Consider the following 19,793-nt stretch of genomic DNA (forward strand, 5'->3'; position numbering starts at 1 on the left):
TCTGCTGATTAGGAGTTCTGCCATGGACGATTCGAGCCCCTTCGCCTCTCGCGCACAGCCGACGGCCACACGGCCTCTGCTGGGGCAAACCATTCTGGTTGTTGAAGACAGCCGCTATGCCTGTGACGCGATCCGTCTGATGTGCCTGCATAGCGGCGCGCGCATCCGGCGCGCGGATTGTTTGTCCTCGGCTCGGCGTCACCTGCAAATCTACCGCCCCTCGGTCATATTGGTGGATATCGGTCTGCCGGATGGGTCAGGTGCCGATTTGATCGCAGAACTGACCGAAGCAGCCCCCCGCATCGGGGCCATTCTGGCCATGTCTGGCGATGAGCATGGGCAGGATACAGCGCTTCGTGCAGGGGTCGACGGTTTCCTGGATAAACCCTTAAAATCGCTATCGTATTTCCAACAGCTCATTCTGGAAAGCTTGCCCGAGGATCGACGCCCCAACAACCTGCATGCCATTCGGGATGAGGTAATCCGCCCGGACCCGATGGCCTATCAGGACGACATGGCCCACATCGCGGACGTGCTGGCCGGGCCAAATGATCATAGAACACTGGACTACGCGGCCCAGTTCCTGAGCGGTGTGGCCCGCGATGCCGAAGATACAGTGCTGGCGAACGCAGCCCAGAAACTGGCCGAGTCGCGCGCGAGCGGAACGCCTGTCACTGCGCTGGCCGCACAAGTCGCCGGTCTCGTTCAGGCACGTCTGGAACTGCGCGAGGCGATCTGAGATGGTGACGGCTTATTTCCTAACCGCTGCGATCGTCAGCATGTGGGCATATTTTCAAGCTTGGATTGCGGCCAGAAACATTCGGATCGCGCGCAAATCGTTGCCTTGCCCGTTGGAAATTGCGGCGCGCAATGGAACCGCGCAGAGTTCTAACCGCGTCATTGTTGCCGCCGGACCAAAAGAAATACCCGCCGCAGAGACTGCGGCGGGCAATTGATTATTCCTGAGGGATGATCCGCAGACCCAGCTCCATCAACTGGTCCGAGGTTGGATCGGACGGCGCGTCCATCATCAGATCTTCGGCGCGCTGATTCATCGGGAACATCATGACTTCGCGGATGTTGGCCTCATCAGCCAGCAACATCACGATCCGGTCGATGCCCGCAGCACAGCCACCGTGCGGCGGAGCGCCATAGTGGAAGGCGTTGAATAGCGCACCAAAGCGGCTTTTCACCTCATCCTCGCCATAGCCAGCCAGCTCAAATGCTTTCAGCATGATTTCTGGCTTGTGGTTTCGGATCGCGCCCGAAACCAGCTCATAGCCGTTGCAGGCCAGATCGTACTGATAGCCGCGCACATCCAGAGGATTGCCATTCAGGGCATCCATCCCACCCTGTGGCATCGAGAATGGGTTGTGCTCAAAGTCGATCGCGCCGGTTTCCTCGTCCTGTTCGTAGATCGGGAAGTCAACGATCCAAGCAAAGGCAAAACGGTCTTTTTCGGTCAGGTTCAGTTCCTCACCGATCACGTCACGGGCTTTGCCCGCAACCTTCTCAAAGGCTTTCGGTTTGCCCCCCAAGAAGAACGCCGCATCGCCGACGCCCAGACCCAGCTGCTGACGGATCGCCTCGGTCCGCTCGGGACCAATGTTTTTGGCCAGCGGGCCAGCGGCCTCCATCCCTTCGCCCTGATCGCGCCAGAAGATGTAGCCCATGCCGGGCAGACCCTCTTTTTGCGCAAAAGCGTTCATGCGGTCACAGAATTTACGGCTGCCACCGGTCGGCGCTGGGATGGCGCGGATTTCAGTGCCTTCCTGCTCCAACAGCTTCGCGAAAATCGCGAAGCCAGACCCGCGGAAGTGGTCGGAGACCACTTGCATTTTAATGGGATTGCGCAGGTCGGGCTTGTCGGTGCCGTACCACAGGGCCGCGTCCTTATAGGAAATCTGCGGCCAGTCCTGATCGACCTTGCGGCCACCGCCGAACTCTTCGAACACGCCGGTCAGAACCGGCTGAATGGTGTCGAACACATCCTGCTGTTCAACAAACGACATCTCTAGGTCAAGCTGGTAGAAATCGGTCGGCGAACGGTCAGCGCGCGGATCTTCGTCGCGGAAGCACGGCGCGATCTGAAAATACTTGTCGAAACCCGACACCATGATCAGCTGCTTGAACTGCTGCGGGGCCTGAGGCAGCGCATAGAATTTGCCCGGATGCAGGCGCGAAGGCACCAGGAAGTCACGCGCACCTTCGGGCGACGACGCCGTGATGATCGGCGTCTGGTACTCGCGGAAGCCTTGATCCCACATGCGGCGACGCATTGATGCGACAACGTCCGAACGCAGGGCCATGTTCTGCTGCATCGCCTCGCGGCGCAGGTCCAGATAACGATAGCGCAGGCGGGTTTCCTCGGGGTATTCTTGATCGCCGAAGACCATCAGCGGCAGTTCGTCGGCAGCGCCCAGAACCTCAAGCTCACGCACGTAAACTTCGATCTCACCAGTCGGCAGCTTCGGGTTCACCAGCTCAGGATCACGCGCTTTGACATTGCCGTCGATGCGGATACACCATTCGGAGCGGACCTTCTCCAGCTCGGCAAAGGCCGCGCTGTCGCCGTCGCACAGAACTTGCGTGACGCCAAAATGGTCGCGCAGGTCTATGAACAGCACGCCGCCGTGATCTCGGACACGATGCACCCAACCAGACAGGCGGACGGTTTCACCGACATTGGCGGCGGTCAGAGCGGCGCAGGTGTGGCTGCGATAGGCGTGCATGGATCATATCCCTTCGGGCGCAGAATTCGTCGCGCCGATACACCCTGTCGGGCTTGGAAAGTCAAGGCAGGTCGCGCCATCAAAACGGCCTTTGCACGTTGCCGGAATAGAAATAGATGCCCAGACCTGCAGCAAAGATGATGTTCCCCGCAATCGCGTGCAGCAGCACCGCATAAAAAAACGAACCACGCTTGCGATAGGCCCAGGTAAACAGCAGCCCTCCGGCAAAGGTCATAATGGCGACGATCCAACTCCAGTACATCAGATGTGCCAGTGAAAACAGCCCGGCGTTCAGCAGATAGGCTGTCCGTCCATTCGGCAAGATCGCGTGGTATCGGCGGAAGAACAGGGAGCGAAACAGCAGCTCTTGCGGCAAGGCTGACAGCAGCGGGTAGCCGAGCCATATGACCAGCAGGAATTCAGGCCGGTTGCGCAAAAGGAAGAACGCTGCATCGGGGCGCGTGGCCATCACAAGTGTGACGCAGAACGCCGTCATGGCAATGGTGAAAATGATAACCTCGCGCCAGGACCAGTTGCGCCAGTTATATCGCAGCTCAGCCCATGCGAAGCCGGGCGTCAGGTGCAGCAGAACAATCCCCAACGCGGTGAACGCAAACAGGGACGGGAACATCCAATCGGGCGGGAACAACACCGCGATCAGCACCGGCGCGGCGATGAAGAACAATCCAAACTCCAGTCTCAACCGCAGATGCGGTGCCGCGCTGGCTGCCCACTCGGTTTGTTTGCTCACTGTATTGCCAACTCCGCCCGGATCAGACCACGCAACGAATTACCCATATAGATTTTTGTAGCGTTTTTCAGGTCGGTCAAGGTCAGGATGGCCTCGGTAATCTGTTTATTATCCAGAAGTTCTTCGCGAATGATGCCGGGCAACACACCGCTGGACAAAGGAGGTGTAAGGTGGCGACCGTCGGGCATATGAACAAACAGATTGGTGATGGTTCCCTCGCACAGCTCATCACGTTCGTTCTGGAACAGAAGTTCGTCGATCCCTTGAGGCAAGGACGCGCGGGCGCCATCATAAAGTGCGCGTTGGGTCGTCTTGTACCGGAGCCATATGTCATCCGCGTTCAGACGCGTCTGAGCAATCCCCACCCGCCAGACCGCAGGGCTTTCGGTCAATGCCCCGGTTGTCACGTCCAATTGTCCATCCGCCGCAAGCGTCAACCGACACCGCAGAGGAGCCTCACCCGCCGCGCCGTTCAAACGTTCAACAGCAGCCCTGACGTCGAAGGCGATGCCAAACGCCTCGGCCGACCGCGCCATACGGGCCAGGTGACGATCTTGCCGCACAAAGCCCTGTTCGGGCCGGAACGCCAGCGTTTCGATTATGCGGAAGTCAGCGTCAGCTGGTGGGCAAAGCGGGCTTTCCATAGCGCTTCCTCATATTCCGATGGGGCTGTGCTGTCCCAGACCACGCCGCCTCCTACATTCAGCGTGGCCTTGCCATCCTCGACCATCAGCGTGCGGATCGCCACATTGAACTCGGACCGTCCATCCGGCGCGGCCCAGCCGATGGCGCCACAATAGATGTCGCGAGGCCAGGGTTCGAGGTCAGACAGAATCTCCATCGCGCGAATCTTGGGCGCGCCAGTGATCGAGCCGCAGGGGAACAGCGCGGACAGAATATCCGACAGTTCGGCCCCCAGATGCAGTTGTGCCTGCACCAATGAGATCATCTGGTGCACGGTTGCATAGGTTTCGACCTTGAACAGTTCGGGCACTTTGACCGATCCGGGCAAAGCGACTCGGCTGATATCATTGCGCAGAAGGTCGACGATCATAAGGTTTTCCGCCCTGTTCTTGTCGTCGGTCGACAAGAACGCCCTGCGGCGCGCGTCCTCGGCCATATCTTCGCTGCGCGGCTGGGTACCCTTCATAGGACGGGTCTCGATGCCCCGGTCCGCATCCGTGCGAAAGAAAAGCTCGGGCGATCGGCTGAGCAAATCGGGCAGACCTTCCTGTTGGACCAACGCGCCATGACCCACCGGCTGACCAGACGCCAACGCAGCATAAAGCGCAGCGCTTTCGCCTTCGACAGTCAGGTCGATCGGAAAGGTCAGGTTGGCCTGATAGATATCCCCGGCCCCTATGGCGTCATGAACCTGTTGAAAAGCACGAGTATACCGCGCCTCATCCCACCGAGGGTCAAAGCCAGTCACACCGCCCGATGCAAGGGGAAGATCACGTGTCTCAGGCGCATCGTAAACGCCAAAGCACAGCAAAGGCAGACGTCGATCAGCAGGCAGACGGTCGATCAGGCGCGGCTCCAGCGCATAGCCCAGTTCATAACTTGCATAGCCCGCCAGCCATGCACCTTCAGCGCGTGCCTCATCCAGCGCCGCCAAAGCATGGGGCACGTCGTCCGGCTGGTCCGCACGGATCACACTGGCTAGCCGGTCGAAACTGGTTCCGGGCCCGGCTGGCCCCTGATCGAAACGAATACGCAATTGCATCCTCATTTGTCGTGCTGCGCGGTATAGAGAATACGGCGGCAAGGGAAAGAGGGGAAAGCGGCAATTTCGCCACCAATTCCGATACCCCTTGAACCTTTTCGCGCGGTCCCTATAACGCAGGACAATTTGGGCGCTTGGGGGTGCCCTGACTCGCACACAATCGAAGGAACAAGGCCATGCCGAGAAGAACCGACATCCAGTCGATCATGATCATCGGGGCGGGGCCCATTGTTATCGGTCAGGCGTGCGAGTTCGACTATTCCGGCGCTCAGGCCTGCAAGGCGCTACGGGAAGAAGGATACCGGGTCATTCTGGTGAACTCAAACCCCGCCACGATAATGACCGATCCCGGCTTGGCGGACGCCACCTATATCGAGCCGATCACCCCCGAAGTTGTCGCCAAAATCATCGAAAAAGAGCGCCCCGACGCCCTGCTGCCCACCATGGGAGGGCAAACCGGCCTGAACACGTCATTGGCCTTGGAAGAGATGGGCGTTCTGGAAGAGTTCGGGGTTGAGATGATCGGCGCCAAGCGCGACGCCATCGAAATGGCCGAAGACCGCAAGCTGTTCCGCGAGGCGATGGACCGTCTTGGTCTTGAGAACCCCAAAGCCACCATCGTGACCGCACCCCGCAAAGAAGACGGTTCTGCCGATCTGGATGCGGGTGTGCAGATGGCGTTGGATGAACTGGAAGAAATCGGTCTGCCGGCCATCATCCGCCCTGCCTTTACGCTGGGTGGCACTGGCGGCGGTGTGGCCTATAACCGCGAGGATTATATCCATTTCTGCCGCTCGGGGATGGATGCCTCGCCGGTGAACCAGATTCTCGTCGATGAAAGCCTGTTGGGCTGGAAAGAATACGAGATGGAGGTGGTGCGCGACACTGCCGATAACGCCATCATCGTCTGCTCTATCGAGAACGTCGATCCGATGGGCGTGCACACGGGTGACTCGATCACTGTGGCTCCGGCGCTTACGCTGACCGACAAGGAATACCAGATCATGCGCAACGGCTCGATTGCCGTTCTGCGTGAGATTGGGGTCGAGACCGGCGGATCGAACGTGCAATGGGCGATTAACCCTGATGATGGCCGGATGGTCGTGATCGAGATGAACCCGCGCGTGTCACGGTCTTCGGCGCTGGCCTCGAAGGCAACCGGGTTCCCGATTGCCAAGATCGCCGCGAAGCTGGCCGTGGGCTATACGCTGGACGAGCTGGACAATGACATCACCAAGGTCACCCCGGCCTCGTTCGAGCCGACGATCGACTATGTCGTCACCAAGATCCCGAAATTCGCCTTTGAGAAATTCCCGGGCTCCGAGCCCCACCTGACCACCGCGATGAAATCGGTGGGTGAGGCCATGTCCATCGGTCGCACCATCCACGAATCGATGCAAAAGGCTCTGGCCTCGATGGAGTCGGGCCTGACCGGCTTTGATGAGATCGAAATCCCCGGCCTGAATGTCGACCTCTGGGACGAAGCCGACGACAAAGCCGCCGTGATCAAGGCGATCAGCCAGCAGACACCTGACCGTTTGCGTACCATCGCGCAGGCGATGCGCCACGGTCTGACCGATGACGAGATTTTCGGCGTCACCAAGTTTGATCCGTGGTTCCTGGCCCGTATTCGCGAGATCATCGAGGCTGAGCGTCAGGTCCGCAAAGGCGGCTTGCCGATGACCGAGGAAGGCATCCGCAAGCTGAAGATGCTGGGCTTCACCGACGCGCGTCTAGGTAACCTGACCGGCCGTGACGAAGCCAATGTCCGCCGCGCCCGCCGCAATCTGGGCGTTTCGGCGGTCTTCAAACGCATCGATACCTGCGCCGCCGAATTCGAAGCGCAGACACCCTATATGTATTCGACCTACGAGGCCCCGATGATGGGCGACGTTGAATGCGAGGCACGTCCGAGCGACCGTAAGAAGGTGGTGATCCTCGGCGGTGGCCCGAACCGGATTGGTCAAGGCATCGAGTTCGACTATTGCTGTTGTCACGCCTGCTTTGCCCTGACCGAGGCGGGGTATGAGACCATCATGGTCAACTGCAACCCCGAGACGGTCTCGACCGACTATGACACCTCGGATCGCCTGTATTTTGAGCCACTGACATTTGAACACGTCATGGAAATCCTGACGAAAGAGCAGGAAAACGGCACGCTTCACGGTGTGATTGTTCAGTTTGGCGGCCAGACCCCGCTGAAACTGGCAAATGCGCTTGAGGCCGAAGGTATCCCGATCCTTGGCACCACGCCGGACGCCATTGACCTGGCTGAAGATCGCGAACGCTTCCAGGCGCTGGTCAACGAATTGGGTCTGAGACAGCCTAAGAACGGCATCGCCTCGACCGACGAACAGGCACTGGAAATCGCCGAAGAAATCGGCTTCCCGCTGGTCATCCGCCCCTCTTACGTTCTGGGCGGTCGCGCGATGGAAATCGTCCGCGATATGGAGCAACTGAAACGCTATATCAACGAGGCCGTTGTGGTCTCGGGCGACAGCCCTGTTCTGCTGGACAGCTATCTGGCTGGCGCGGTTGAGTTGGACGTGGACGCGCTGTGCGATGGCACCGACGTACATGTCGCGGGCATCATGCAGCATATCGAAGAGGCTGGCGTCCACTCAGGCGACTCGGCCTGTTCGCTGCCCCCCTATTCGCTGTCGAAGGAAATCCTCGACCAGATCAAGGATCAGGCGTTCAAGCTGGCCAAGGCGCTGAACGTCGTGGGCCTTATGAACGTGCAGTTCGCGATCAAGGATGATGAGATTTACCTGATCGAAGTGAACCCCCGCGCCTCGCGCACCGTGCCGTTTGTCGCCAAGGCAACCGACAGCGCAATTGCTTCGATCGCGGCACGCATCATGGCGGGCGAAAAACTGGCGGATTTCCCGAAACGCCCCCCCTACAAGGCGGTTGACGACACCAAGATCGCCGACCAAATGACGCTGGCCGACCCCGACATGCCGTGGTTCTCGGTGAAAGAGGCGGTGCTGCCCTTCGCCCGTTTCCCCGGTGTCGACACCATTCTGGGCCCGGAAATGCGCTCGACCGGTGAGGTCATGGGATGGGATCGCGACTTCCCTCGCGCTTTCCTCAAGGCGCAGATGGGCGCGGGCATGGTTCTGCCGTCCTCGGGTCGGGCTTTCATCTCGATCAAGGATGCCGACAAGACCTCTGCCATGTTGGAAGCCGCACAGGTGCTGACACAACAGGGCTTCTCGCTGGTGGCGACACGCGGGACCCAGTCCTGGCTTGCCGGGCATGGCGTGGCGTGCGACGTGGTCAACAAAGTCTATGAAGGTCGCCCGGACGTTGCCGACATGCTGAAGGACGGCCAGGTTCAGTTGCTGATGAATACCACCGAGGGTGCGCAGGCGGTTGAAGACAGCAAATCCATCCGCTCGATCGCGCTGTATGATAAGATCCCTTACTATACCACTGCGGCTGCCAGTCACGCCGCCGCGCTGGCGATCAAGGCGCAGGCTGAGGGCGATGTCGAGGTGAAATCACTGCAAGGTTGACCGGCCTGAACCCGCTTAAACCTGATGTATCTTACGCGCCCGTTGACCTTGTGTCTTCGGGCGCGCATCTTTTTTGAAAACGAGCAGAAGGAAAAACAAATGCGCAGGTTTATAGTTTTTGCTGCCTTGATGACACTCGCCGCATGTGACGTGCCGCTGATCCCATTGATCTGACCCGGCCGACGCACAGCAAGGGACCAGTGCAGCTATACACGACATACGGAACCAATGACCTGCCACGGGCCATTCAGTTCTACGACGCGGTCTTTTGCGTTCTAAAGCAACCGCGCCTTCCGGGGTGGACCAAGGATCGCGCAGGCTGGGGAACTGAGCCAGCCGCCGGAACCGGGTTCTGGGTCTGCACGCCTTATGATGGTAGTACAGCTAGTGCGGGCAATGGAACGATGATGGCTTTCCCTGCCGACAGCGCCGAACAGGTTAGGCAGTTTCATGCGGCAGGTTTGAAACATGGTGGCACCGACGAAGGCCCTCCGGGGACGCGAGAGTATTACGCCCCAGACTTCTACGTCGCGTACCTGCGCGACCCTGATGGCAACAAACTATCCTGTTTCTACTACCACTATGATCCGGAAAACGATCCGGGCGACTGAAACAGCCGCCCGGTTCTATCATGCCCTAGCGGCCTCGCGCCGTTCATCCCGTGCAAAGAACACGAAGTAAAAGACCGGAGCCGCGACCATGGTCAGGATGGTGGCAAAAGCCAGACCGCCCATGATCGTCACCGCCATAGAGCGGAAGAATGCGTCAGTCAGCAATGGCGCCATCCCCAGAATAGTGGTGATCGCGGCCAGCATCACTGGACGCAGACGCGAGACCGAGGCCTCGACGATCGCCTCACGCAAGGGTTTGCCGGTTTCGCGGACGAGGTCGATTTCCTCGACCAGAACAATGCCGTTCTTGATGAGCATACCTGACAGGCTGAGCAAGCCCAGCAGCGCCGTAAAGGTAAACGGCAAGCCAGTGCCCAGCAGGCCAATCACCACGCCGTTCACAGACATGGGCACCAAAAGCCAGATAATGATCGGCTGGCGTACCGCATTGAAGATCAGCACTGAGATCAGCACCATGATCAAAAGGCTCAGAGGCAATTGCTTGCCCAGGCTTTCATTGGCTTCGCCTGCATTTTCGAACTCACCACCCCATTCCATCCGATAACCTGGCGGCAGTTCCATGGCTTCGATGGCCGCACGTACTTCGGAGTGCACCTGAGCAGCCGTCATATCCGGCGGGATATCGGCCCCCACCGTGATCGTCAGCACCCGGTCGCGGCGGTGCACCAGTGTGTTGAGCGGTTTGTATTCAAACCCGTCGACCATCTGTTCAATCGGAACGAACCTTTCCGATTCTTCCGAGAAAACAACCTGATCCACGATCGAATAATCCCCATCCGCAGGACGGCGCAGAATGATCGGGATCAGACGATCCCGCTCGCGGAATTCCCCGGCGCCTATGCCGTCCGTCGAAAACTGCAAGGTTGCGGCAATGTCTTCGCGAGAAACGCCCGCAGTCTGGGCGCGCTCGGTGGCATAGATCGGCTGAACGGCTAACTCCTGTTCGCGCCAGTCGTGATAGACGTTCAGCGCATTGGGCGAGGCTTCACGCATAATCTGAACCGCCTCATCCGCCAATTCCCGCAACACAGCCGGATCGCTGCCCGAGAACCGCGCCTGAATCGGGTCGCCGCCGCCGGGACCAAAGATCAGGCGCTTGGTGCGGAACTGGCCTTCGGGGAATTGCACCTGTCCGAACGCCTCCAGGTCTGCCTGCAGGGCCGGGATTTCATCCAAGGTGTTGGTGCGAATGATCATATGGCCATAGCCGGGGTTCGGTTTCTCTGCCGAATAGGTCAGCAGGAACCGGGTTGCCCCCTGTCCGACGAAAGTAGCAACAGAGACAACATCGTCGCGCTCGGCCAGCCAGTTTTCGAACACAGCCATATCTTCAGCAGTCCGCTCTATGGGTGTGCCTTGGGGCAGGTTATAGTGAACAAAGAACAGCGGCGTGTTCGAGTCTGGGAAAAATTGTTGTCGCACCTGCCCGAAGCCGACGAAACACGCCGCGGTCACGCCTATAAGGCCAGCAATCACAAGCCAGCGGAAACGCAGAGCCCCGCGCAGGATCGTCCCGTAGAGGCGGAACATAAGACCGCCATAAGCATCCACGGCGCCTTCTTCGCCTTGCTTGAAGAAATAATGCCCCAGCAGCGGCGTCACCGTCAGCGCCAGCACCCAGCTCAGCAACAAAGAAATCGCAATCACAGCAAACAGCGAGAACAGGAATTCCCCCGTGGCGTCCGGGCTAAGGCCGATGCCGGCAAAGGCCATGATACCGATGACTGTGGCCCCCAACAGTGGGATTTGCGTCTTGGACGCTGCTTCATCCGCAGCATCGCGCGAATTCTTGCCTCGCAGCATTGCGATCTGCATCCCCTCGGCGACCACAATCGCATTGTCCACCAGCATCCCCATCGCAATGATCAGGGCACCCAGCGAAATCCGCTCCATCTCGATCGAGAAGATTGACATGAACAGCAGCGTCCCAACCACCGTCAGCAACAAGGTCGAGCCTACAACAACCGCCGCGCGCCATCCCATGAAGACCGCAAGAACAACAACAACGATGGTGACCGACATGGCGAGGTTGACCAGAAAATCGTTCGAGGCCTGCTCGACCACAACGTGCTGTTGGTAGATCGGCAGGATTTCCACGCCAAATGGGATTTGCGAATCCAATTCAGCGAACTTGGCATCGGCGCGCTGTCCGACTTCGACGATGTTCTCGGTCGACAGGCCTGCGATGCCCAACGTGAATGCTTCGGCGCCGTTGAATCGAATCATGACTTCGGGGTCCGTCTGACGGCCGCGGAACACGTGCGCCATATCGAACAGGTTGATGACCTGCCCCTGCGATCCCAAAGACAGCCCTGCGATGGCCGATACGGTATCCGACCCTTCGGCGGTCAAAATCGTTGTGCGATCGTTGTCAGTGCGAACCGAGCCTGATGCGTTGACCGAGTCCGCATTGGCAATCGCTTCGTTTATGGCCGTGATCGGCACGTTCTGGTTCACGGAGATAGCCAGATCAGGCTCAACAAAGATTGCCTCATTGGGCAGGCCCATCACCTCAACGTCAGCCACACCGGGAACGGTCAGCAGCTCACGCCGCAGGAAGGTGGAAAGTTCATGCTTTTCGGCGTCCGAAAAACCCTCGGCTGTAACGGCATAGAACAAGCCGAACACGTCGCCGAACCCGTCATTCACCAAAGGTGGGCTCACCCCAGAGGGCAAGTCGCGTGCCGCGTCGCGCACTTTGGCGCGCAGCTTGGTCCAGATTTCAGGCAGTTGGTCACCGTCATAAGTGGATTTGATTTCGACCTCAATCAACGAAAAACCGGGCTGGTTGACCGAGGTGATCGTGTCGACCTCTCCCATCTGCTGAATGGCAGATTCCAAGGGTTCGGACACTTCCAGTGCCACTTCTTCAGCTGTGGCACCGGGGTATTGCGTCGCAATAACGGCGTTTTTGATTGTGAAAGCCGGGTCTTCCAATCGGCCCAGCGACAGGAAACCCCAGATGCCACCAAACAGTGCAATAAGGATGATGAGCCACGTATAAAGTGGCCGGTCGATCGAGGCGCGCGCGATGTTCATCTGTCTGCCCTCAGTTCGCAAAACCGGTAAAACGGCGCACGGTCTGGCCATCCGTCAAGGCGGCGCCTCCGGCGACCACGATTTCATCGCCATCCGACAACCCGGTCAGCACCCGAACCTCGCCGGTCTGAGTCGGTTCAATGGTTACGGGCACGTAGCGGATTGTGCCTTCGTCAGCCCCGACCGGTGAAAACGCCATAACACCCAGTGTTCCATCCGCGTCAGCGACAATAGCCGAGGCGGGAACGACGATACCCGTCTGGCCATCCTGAACCTGAATATTCACAGTCACGGATGAGCCCGGCAGGATTTGCAGGCCCTCGGGCGGTGTCAGGCCAAATTGGATACGGAAGGTTTGTCCAACGCTCGAGCTTTCAGCGTCGAACTCGCGCACCTGAAGCGGAAACACCTCATCGCTGACCGGGAACTTCGCAGTGATCGAGATTTCTTGTTCCTGACTTGAACGCTGGAACAGGATCTCAGGCACATCGACCTCGATCCGCAGTTCGGACATGTCGTGGATGCGAACGATCGGTGTACCGGCTGATACAGTTGTAAAAGCCTCGACAGTGCGGCTGGACACCAGCGCGTCGAAGGGCGCGGTCAAGGTCGCGTGTTCCAGATCGTATTCGGCGTCTCGCACGGCGATGTCGGCCAGTTGCGCCTCGGTTTCAGCATCGTCTACAGCGACCTGGCTGGCAGTCGTGCCTCGCAAACGAGACAGACGCGCCACGGTCCGGTCGGCCTGATCTTTTTGCAGGACCGCGCGGTCGTGCCGGCGTTGAAACGGCGCCTGGTCCAGTTGCGCGATCAACTCACCCTTGGGGATCACAAAGCCTTCGGTTACAGGCATTTCGACAATCTGGCCCGAAACCTGAAAGGCCAGATCAACGGTCTGCCGCGCGGCCACGCGACCAAAGAACTGACGCGAGAAACCCGGCGCGGTTTCATGCACCTGCATGAGTTTGACAGGTTTTGCCGTATCTTGCGCTGTGGCAGAAGTTGCCAGCGCGATAAGAACCGCGCTGAAAAAAGAGAGGTATTTCATTTCGTCAATCCCTCGGGAATTCCAGTTTTAAGGATATTGTCTCGGATCTTGCGCGCCAAACGCGCGAATTCAGCAGTTTCTTCAGCGTCCAGGCCAGAGGCGCGGTGGAACAACTCTCCGGCCTCGGACACCAACATATTTCGAACTTCTTCGCCCTGCTCTGTCAAAACCAACAGCCAAGCCCGACGGTCTTCGGGGTCACGTTCGCGCGTCAGATAGCCAGCCTTTTCCAAACCGTCCGCTGTGGCAGTTATAGTCGATGGAACGCTCAGCATATCTGCCGCCAGAACGCCCATGCGTTTGGGTTGATCCAGCTTGATAAGCATGTGGCATTCTGGATGGCTCAGGTCTGTTTCAATGCAATTGAACGTCTCTTCCAGTTTCCAGTACAGGGCGTACACACCCATGATGGACTGAATTTCGGGGCTAAGACGACCAAGTCTGGCACTGATATTTTCTGACATTACGGGGCTCCGTACACATGTGAGGCGCCATATACTTCGATTTCTGAACTATTCAAGATGTGAAGCTGAATTTGTTCTTTCTAAGTATATTCCCTTGGGTCACCTTCTCTTGATCAAATCTGGTTGTGACTGCATTTTAGGCAGATTCGAAACCTTCAGGACCCGCCATGCATACGCCCGCTATCACCGGCACAGGTGTTTTTACGCCTCAGAACGTCATCACCAACGCCGAACTTGTCGCCGCCTTCAACGCCTATGCCGACAAGCAGAACGCTGCGAATGCCGATGCGATTGCGGCGGGAGAGATGGAACCGATGCAGCACTCCTCGGATGAGTTCATCGTCAAGGCGTCGGGCATCGAGAACCGATATGTCATGGACAAGTCCGGCATTCTGGACCCCGACGTGATGCACCCGCTGCTGCGCCAGCGCAGCGATGACGAGCCGGGCATTATGACCGAGATGGCGGTGGATGCTTGCAAGAAGGCTTTGGAACAAGCCGGTCGCAAGGCGGAAGATGTCGATCTGGTGATCTGCGCCGCCTCAAACCATGAACGCGCCTACCCGGCGATTGCGATTGAGATTCAACAGGCGTTGGGGATTGACGGATTCGGGTTCGACATGAACGTCGCCTGTTCCTCGGCCACGTTCGGCATTCAGGCCGCGGCGGACATGGTGCGCTCGGGCTCGGTACGGTCGGCGCTGGTGGTGAACCCCGAGATCTGCTCGGGCCATCTGGAATGGCGCGATCGGGATTGTCACTTTATCTTCGGGGACGTGGCAACCGCCACCCTGATTGAGAGGATCGAAGACGCGCAGGGGCCGCATTTCGAAATCCTGTCGACCCGATGCGCGACATCCTTTTCCAACAACATCCGCAACAACAACGGCTTCCTGCGCCGCTCGCGCCCCGACGGGGTGGTTGACCGGCGTGACATGCAGTTCATGCAGAACGGCCGCAAGGTGTTCAAGGAAGTGCTGCCGATGGTCAGCAAACACATTCTGGACCATATGGAAGCTGAAGGCGTTGCCAGCAATGACCTGAAACGCCTGTGGCTGCATCAGGCCAACAAGACGATGAACGATTTCGTCGGCAAGAAGGTGCTGGGCCGCGAACCCGAAGCCGGTGAGCAACCCAACATCCTGCAGGACTACGCCAACACATCCTCTGCCGGGTCGATCATCGCGTTTTCCAAATATTCAGATGATCTGACGGATGGAGATATCGGGCTGATCTGTTCGTTTGGAGCGGGGTATTCGGTGGGGTCGGTGATCGTAAAGCGGCACGAGTAAGGACCTGCCTGCAGGACTAGAGTACGACAGTGTTCGGTTGTCTGCTTCTCTAATCGGGCGTTTGGGTCAAGCTCGGTTTTCTTCGTTGTTTGAGATTATTGTCGCTCATCCGGGTCACGCTTCTCTTCGCTGTCTGATTGACGCCGCGCGGGGTACCGCTGCACGCATGTGTCGGATTGGTTGTGGAGAGCCTCGCTTTGAGACGCGCTTTTGTTGGCGCAGCAGACATTTTCGGCTTTGTCCACGAACCTCGTCCGATGAGGACGACCCCGTTCAGATTGACGTGGGGCGTTTAGATCATGCCATGCCCTCCATCTTTTCGGAACGGAACTCGGTTCCATCCGCCCACATTCGGTGAAGCAGGACAGCCAAATTGCGAGCAACAGCCACAACGGCGCGCCGACGCCCTTTGGTGCGCATCAGGCGCATACCCCATGACTTGATCTGCGATCCGGCCATGGTTCGCATGAGCAAGGCATTAGCAGCAGCATAGAGGGTTGCACGGACATCTCGATCCCCGGCTTTGGATATACGTCCGGGGTTGTCATGCTCACTGGATTGGAACCGTCGGGGTGTCAGCCCAAAGTGGGCGGCCACTGTTCGGGATCGTTTGAACCGCGCAGGGTCACCGTGCAGACCTGTCTCAAGACCTCTACACCACTGCGAAGGCCGTTTTTTACAAACTTCCCGGCGCCCTCGCTTATTCCACGGTCCTCGCTTCGGCTGGCTTCTCCGCTGCCTGCGGATCGTCAGTGGCGACGTCAGCGAGCATATTCAAGGTCGCGCTGCCTTCGATGCGTCGCTATCGCTATCCAGATCGGCTTTCGACCGGCACGATCACGGCGGGCGGCACCCTCGGCATCATGATCCCGCAGTCGGTGCCGCTGATAATCTATGGCCTTGTCGCCGAGCAAGACATCAGCCTGTTGTTCCTCGCGGGCGTCATCCCGGGATTGCTTCTCGTGATTGTCTTCCTCATCACGGTTGCTTTTTGTGTTCCGCCTCGCGCCACCACGCATGAAGTTACGGTCCAGCCAGACCCGGACGAAGTTCGACGGGCACGACGCGGTGCCTTACCGGTCGTTGGTCTCTTTGCGCTTGTGCTCAGCGGCATCTATTTCCGCGTCTTTACGCCCACGGAAGCCGCCGGGATCGGAGCCTTCGGAGCCGCGCTAACTGCGCTTTGGCGCGGCTGGCTCACGAACTTTGATGCCTGGCGTGCCTCTTTCGCCGAAACCGCCTCGATCTTCATGGTCATCTTCGGTGCAAGCGTTTTAGCGCAATACCTGAACCTGACGGGCATGCCTATTGCTCTGGTAGCATTTATCGACCAACTGAAACTTGGGCCGACCGCGCTGGTGATACTCGTTGCCGCCGTCGCCATCCTTATGGGAATGGTGTTCGAGGCTGTGGGTAACCGGCTATTTCGGCACGCCGGTGCCGCGCGAGCGTGAGGATATTAAAAGGCTTTGCGCTCTAGAGGTTTTTGTTTTCGGATTGTGGTTTATACTTCAATACTTTTTCAGGTGCGCAAACGAACTGTCCTATTGAAAAGTGCGAGGGCGCGATGGCTCTCGGCCAATTCAATGCGGAAGCAGATCGCCTAGACATGCCTTGGCCTCAACGGTCGCTTCTGACTACAAGCGAAAATATTTCATGGAGTTTCGCAATTTCTGAAGCGTTCAAAGAAGCAGACTTTCGCTTAGGACGTGAAACTTTACTGATGTGCTATTAGACGACTTCACAACTTTAAATTCAGGTTTTCATCTGGGTTTGAGGCGTAAAACTCCGACACGCCTTCGCAAGGAAGACCCAACCCATAAACGCTACTAGTAGCTCGTATCCCGTTCCCAGCAAGCCAAGCACCCATCGGATTCAATTTTTTGAATTTGCTGCTCGTTGGATTGTACGCTCGATCAATTCCGACACCAGATCGGGTGTTTCAATGGAACACGAGTGACCCGCTCCTCGAAACACCACCAGTTCGGAACTCTCGATTTCTTGATGGATTCGCTCGGACCTTTCGGGAACCGTCGCCACATCTTCGTCCCCGACGCCAATCCCGACGGGAATTTTGATATTTGCGAGTAGTTCAGTGCAACCTGCCCGTTCGATCACTCCTTTGACCGCGCGTGTAATGCCGATCCGATCATTTCCTGTAATGGCCTTTGACCAGCTGATTTTTTCCTCAGCTCGTTCGGTGTCTTCGAGAAATGTGCGGCCAAACATGATCGGCATCACCCGTCTAATGACGGCCCGTAACCCAATCCATCGCGCCACAAAGTTCAGCGTTCTATAGCGCGGAACGTTTTGGGGATCCTCAGGATCGGCGCTTGTTTCAAGCAGGGTCAGTGTTTTGACCAGGTTTGGCTCCCATGCGGCCAACCTCATACCGACAAATCCGCCCATGCTAAGTCCTACGAAGTGGCACGGCGTTGCATCCAGATGCTTGATCAGTTCAGCAGCGTCTGAAGTAAGCGTTTCAATGTCATAGCCTGCATCCGTGACGCCACTCTTACCTTGTCCTCGATGATCGAAGGTAATGCACCTATAGCGCCCTCGCAACTGCGAAACCTGAGCCTCAAACATCGCGCCACTGAACAAAAGGCCATGAGAAAAGACGACCGCCTCTCCTTCGCCACCCGTATCTTCGTAGTGGATCTGCGCGCCGTTTAAGGTAACCGTCGGCATTGACTTCTCTCTATCGTATTGATGACGAAGATAGCACATGCACGGCGAAGGATCATTATGGCATTCTAAATTGGGTTTGCTGAGCCATTTTCCAAGCTTAACTGAAACGGCTGTTAACTGCTCAACGCTGACCTCGTCAATTCTCACTTGGACGGCAAACCGAGGATAGCTCTTGCCTCCGCAGGTGTCGCAACTGGGCGGTCATACTGTACGCAGATATCCGACGTGCGTTCGACCAATTCAGCGTTGGATGAGGCCAGCGTGTTTTTGTCCAGTCGCACATTGTCTTCCAGACCCGTGCGTGCATGGCCTCCGGATGAAATTGCCCATTCGTTCAAGACGATCTGCTTGGGACCAATCCCAGCGGCGCACCATGGCGCGCCAGGAAACAGTCTGGTAACAGTTTTTACGTAGAAATCAAAAACCTCGCGGTCTGCTGGCATCGCGTTTTTGACACCCATGACAAATTGCACATAAGGCGTATCTTTGATTTGCCCCTTCTGGTGCATCTCAGCCGCCTTCAGAATATGGCTCAGATCGAAGGCTTCGATCTCGGGCTTGACACCGTAGTTAACCATCTCGGCTGCTAACCAGTCGACCAGATCAGGTGGGTTCTCGTAAACGCGCGTCGGGAAATTGTTCGAACCTACGGACAATGAGGCCATATCAGGTCGCAAAGGCAACATGCCACCACGCGTCTTGCCTGCCCCGGACCGCCCGCCTGTCGAAAACTGAATGATCATGCCAGGGCAGTGTCTCTCCAACCCCTCTTTCAATCTCGCGAATTTTTCAGGATCGCTTGACGGCGTCTCGTCATCGTTGCGCACATGTGCGTGGCAGATGGCTGCCCCCGCCTCGAATGCTTCATGGGTGCTTTCGATTTGTTCATCGACTGTTATTGGCACGGCTGGGTTATTGGCTTTGGTTGGCAACGACCCGGTAATTGCGACGCAAATTATGCACGGTTCGCCCATTTCAAACCTCTTTGGGTGCTAAGACGAAATCGAACTCGACTTCCCAATACGGTCCAGCAAAACCAACTTCCTCGGACCTTGCTGGGTCATCTACGCGGTTGAACTCAGCGATCAGGCTTTTCTTGACGCCAAAAACGGAATCTGAGTGAAGGTACTTGTCGTCTGGATCAAATATGTGGGTCGTCAGTTCGTCATACCCGTCCTTTGAAACGATGTAGTGCAGGTGGGCTGGTCTAAAGGGATGGCGACCCAACCGATTTAACAAGTCGCCAACTGGGCCATCGTCCGGAATTGAATAGTGTTTGGGCCTGACAGCGCGAAACCAGTATTGTCCATCCGGTCCCGTTCTAAAAACACCGCGCAGGTTAAAATCGGGCTGGATGCCTTTTTGCTGAACGTCATAGAACCCTTCGTCGTTTGCCTGCCAGACGTCGATTTTGACGGCTTCCAACGCGTTGCCGTCAACGTCTGTCACGCGCCCCCGCACCACCATATCTTCGCCCTTCTGGTCGAGGCATATGTTGTAACCCATTGGGTATTCAGGAGCGTCGCCGACATGAAACGGTCCCAAAACGGTGTTTTCCGAAGCACCGGAGGGGCGGCGCGAATTCACGGCATCAACCAGCATCGACACGCCTAATACATCGGACAAAAGTATGAACTCTTGCCTCCAGTCATCGCACATATGGCCTACCTTGGTCAGAAACATGATGGCTTCGAACCATTCCTCTTGCGTCGGCTCGATTTCTTTTACCGCTTCGTGGAGTTTGCGGGTGATGACCTCCATCACCTCTTTGAGCCTTTCACTTTCGGCATTTTTGTTGCGGGCAGCAACTACCTCGGCCGAGTTTTCCTCGGTGAAGTATCCGGTCTCATGCGTGTCCATTATGATCTCCTAACCTGAAAAAAGCCTGATCCGGATT

Annotated in this window: 15 protein-coding genes and 1 pseudogene; 5 read left to right on the plus strand and 11 right to left on the minus strand. The window is 57.5% G+C overall.

Translation table 11 applies throughout. The features are described 5' to 3' along the window. Nucleotides 1–22 precede the first annotated feature (22 nt). Nucleotides 23–739, plus strand: a complete 717-nt coding sequence (locus ACR0LN_RS16460; RefSeq protein WP_480431131.1) for a response regulator — start codon at nucleotides 23–25, stop codon at nucleotides 737–739. Nucleotides 740–956: 217 nt separating this feature from the next. On the opposite strand, the gene aspS is transcribed toward ACR0LN_RS16460, so the two are convergent. The 4 genes from aspS to ACR0LN_RS16480 all read right to left on the minus strand — a co-directional run bounded on the left by aspS (nucleotide 957) and on the right by ACR0LN_RS16480 (nucleotide 5,209). Continuing rightward, the gene (aspS, locus tag ACR0LN_RS16465) at nucleotides 957–2,732 is read right to left on the minus strand and encodes an aspartate--tRNA ligase (protein WP_480431133.1); all 1,776 of its coding nucleotides are present in this window, start codon (nucleotides 2,730–2,732) and stop codon (nucleotides 957–959) included. A gap of 79 nt (nucleotides 2,733–2,811) precedes the next feature. Beyond that, entirely contained in the window at nucleotides 2,812–3,483 is a 672-nt protein-coding gene (locus ACR0LN_RS16470) for a CPBP family intramembrane glutamic endopeptidase (RefSeq protein WP_480431135.1), read from the minus strand. Next, nucleotides 3,480–4,127, minus strand: coding sequence for an aminotransferase class IV family protein (locus ACR0LN_RS16475; RefSeq protein ID WP_480431137.1), 648 nt, complete (start codon nucleotides 4,125–4,127; stop codon nucleotides 3,480–3,482). Before ACR0LN_RS16475 ends, ACR0LN_RS16470 begins: the two co-directional genes overlap by 4 nt. After that, nucleotides 4,082–5,209 (minus strand): aminodeoxychorismate synthase component I, encoded by a 1,128-nt coding sequence (locus tag ACR0LN_RS16480; protein WP_480431139.1) that lies wholly within the window; start codon nucleotides 5,207–5,209, stop codon nucleotides 4,082–4,084. Before ACR0LN_RS16480 ends, ACR0LN_RS16475 begins: the two co-directional genes overlap by 46 nt. A 176-nt stretch (nucleotides 5,210–5,385) precedes the next feature. Between ACR0LN_RS16480 and carB the strand changes: the two genes are divergently transcribed. Then, entirely contained in the window at nucleotides 5,386–8,730 is a 3,345-nt protein-coding gene (gene carB, locus ACR0LN_RS16485; RefSeq protein ID WP_480431141.1) for a carbamoyl-phosphate synthase large subunit, read from the plus strand. Between the two features lie 200 nt (nucleotides 8,731–8,930). Beyond that, the gene (locus tag ACR0LN_RS16490; protein WP_480431142.1) at nucleotides 8,931–9,341 is read left to right on the plus strand and encodes a VOC family protein; all 411 of its coding nucleotides are present in this window, start codon (nucleotides 8,931–8,933) and stop codon (nucleotides 9,339–9,341) included. An 18-nt stretch (nucleotides 9,342–9,359) separates the two neighbouring features. Here the strand turns inward: ACR0LN_RS16490 and ACR0LN_RS16495 are convergent, their stop codons facing one another. Genes ACR0LN_RS16495 through ACR0LN_RS16505 form a run of 3 tightly spaced genes read right to left on the minus strand, consistent with a single transcriptional unit; the run spans nucleotide 9,360 to nucleotide 13,913 of the window. Beyond that, entirely contained in the window at nucleotides 9,360–12,401 is a 3,042-nt protein-coding gene (locus ACR0LN_RS16495) for an efflux RND transporter permease subunit (RefSeq protein ID WP_480431144.1), read from the minus strand. 10 nt (nucleotides 12,402–12,411) lie between these two features. Next, entirely contained in the window at nucleotides 12,412–13,449 is a 1,038-nt protein-coding gene (locus tag ACR0LN_RS16500; protein WP_480431147.1) for an efflux RND transporter periplasmic adaptor subunit, read from the minus strand. After that, complete coding sequence (locus ACR0LN_RS16505; RefSeq protein WP_480431148.1) at nucleotides 13,446–13,913, minus strand: MarR family winged helix-turn-helix transcriptional regulator; 468 nt, start codon at nucleotides 13,911–13,913, stop codon at nucleotides 13,446–13,448. The genes ACR0LN_RS16500 and ACR0LN_RS16505 overlap by 4 nt, the downstream gene beginning before the upstream one ends. Before the next feature lie 167 nt (nucleotides 13,914–14,080). On the opposite strand from ACR0LN_RS16505, the gene ACR0LN_RS16510 reads away from it, so the two are divergent. Further along, on the plus strand, nucleotides 14,081–15,205 hold the full coding sequence (locus ACR0LN_RS16510) for a beta-ketoacyl-ACP synthase III (protein WP_480431150.1): 1,125 nt from the start codon (nucleotides 14,081–14,083) through the stop codon (nucleotides 15,203–15,205). A gap of 297 nt (nucleotides 15,206–15,502) precedes the next feature. On the opposite strand, the pseudogene ACR0LN_RS16515 reads toward ACR0LN_RS16510, so the two are convergent. Continuing rightward, nucleotides 15,503–15,832, minus strand: a pseudogene (locus ACR0LN_RS16515) (transposase); the annotation flags it as partial. Between the two features lie 11 nt (nucleotides 15,833–15,843). Here ACR0LN_RS16515 and ACR0LN_RS16520 point away from each other — a divergent pair. Next, a complete protein-coding gene (locus tag ACR0LN_RS16520) occupies nucleotides 15,844–16,659 on the plus strand; it encodes a TRAP transporter large permease subunit (RefSeq protein WP_480431298.1) in 816 nt (271 codons plus the stop codon). Between the two features lie 421 nt (nucleotides 16,660–17,080). Here ACR0LN_RS16520 and ACR0LN_RS16525 read toward each other — a convergent pair whose 3' ends face one another. Genes ACR0LN_RS16525 through ACR0LN_RS16535 form a run of 3 tightly spaced genes read right to left on the minus strand, consistent with a single transcriptional unit; the run spans nucleotide 17,081 to nucleotide 19,756 of the window. Beyond that, the gene (locus ACR0LN_RS16525) at nucleotides 17,081–18,043 is read right to left on the minus strand and encodes an alpha/beta fold hydrolase (RefSeq protein WP_480431153.1); all 963 of its coding nucleotides are present in this window, start codon (nucleotides 18,041–18,043) and stop codon (nucleotides 17,081–17,083) included. Then, nucleotides 18,040–18,870: a 3-oxoadipate:acetyl-CoA acetyltransferase gene (locus ACR0LN_RS16530; RefSeq protein WP_480431155.1), complete on the minus strand. Its 831-nt coding sequence runs from the start codon at nucleotides 18,868–18,870 to the stop codon at nucleotides 18,040–18,042. Before ACR0LN_RS16530 ends, ACR0LN_RS16525 begins: the two co-directional genes overlap by 4 nt. 1 nt (nucleotide 18,871) lies before the next feature. Then, nucleotides 18,872–19,756 (minus strand): intradiol ring-cleavage dioxygenase, encoded by an 885-nt coding sequence (locus tag ACR0LN_RS16535; RefSeq protein ID WP_480431157.1) that lies wholly within the window; start codon nucleotides 19,754–19,756, stop codon nucleotides 18,872–18,874. Nucleotides 19,757–19,793: the final 37 nt, after the last annotated feature.

This window comes from Ruegeria sp. AA6 (genome assembly GCF_056542865.1).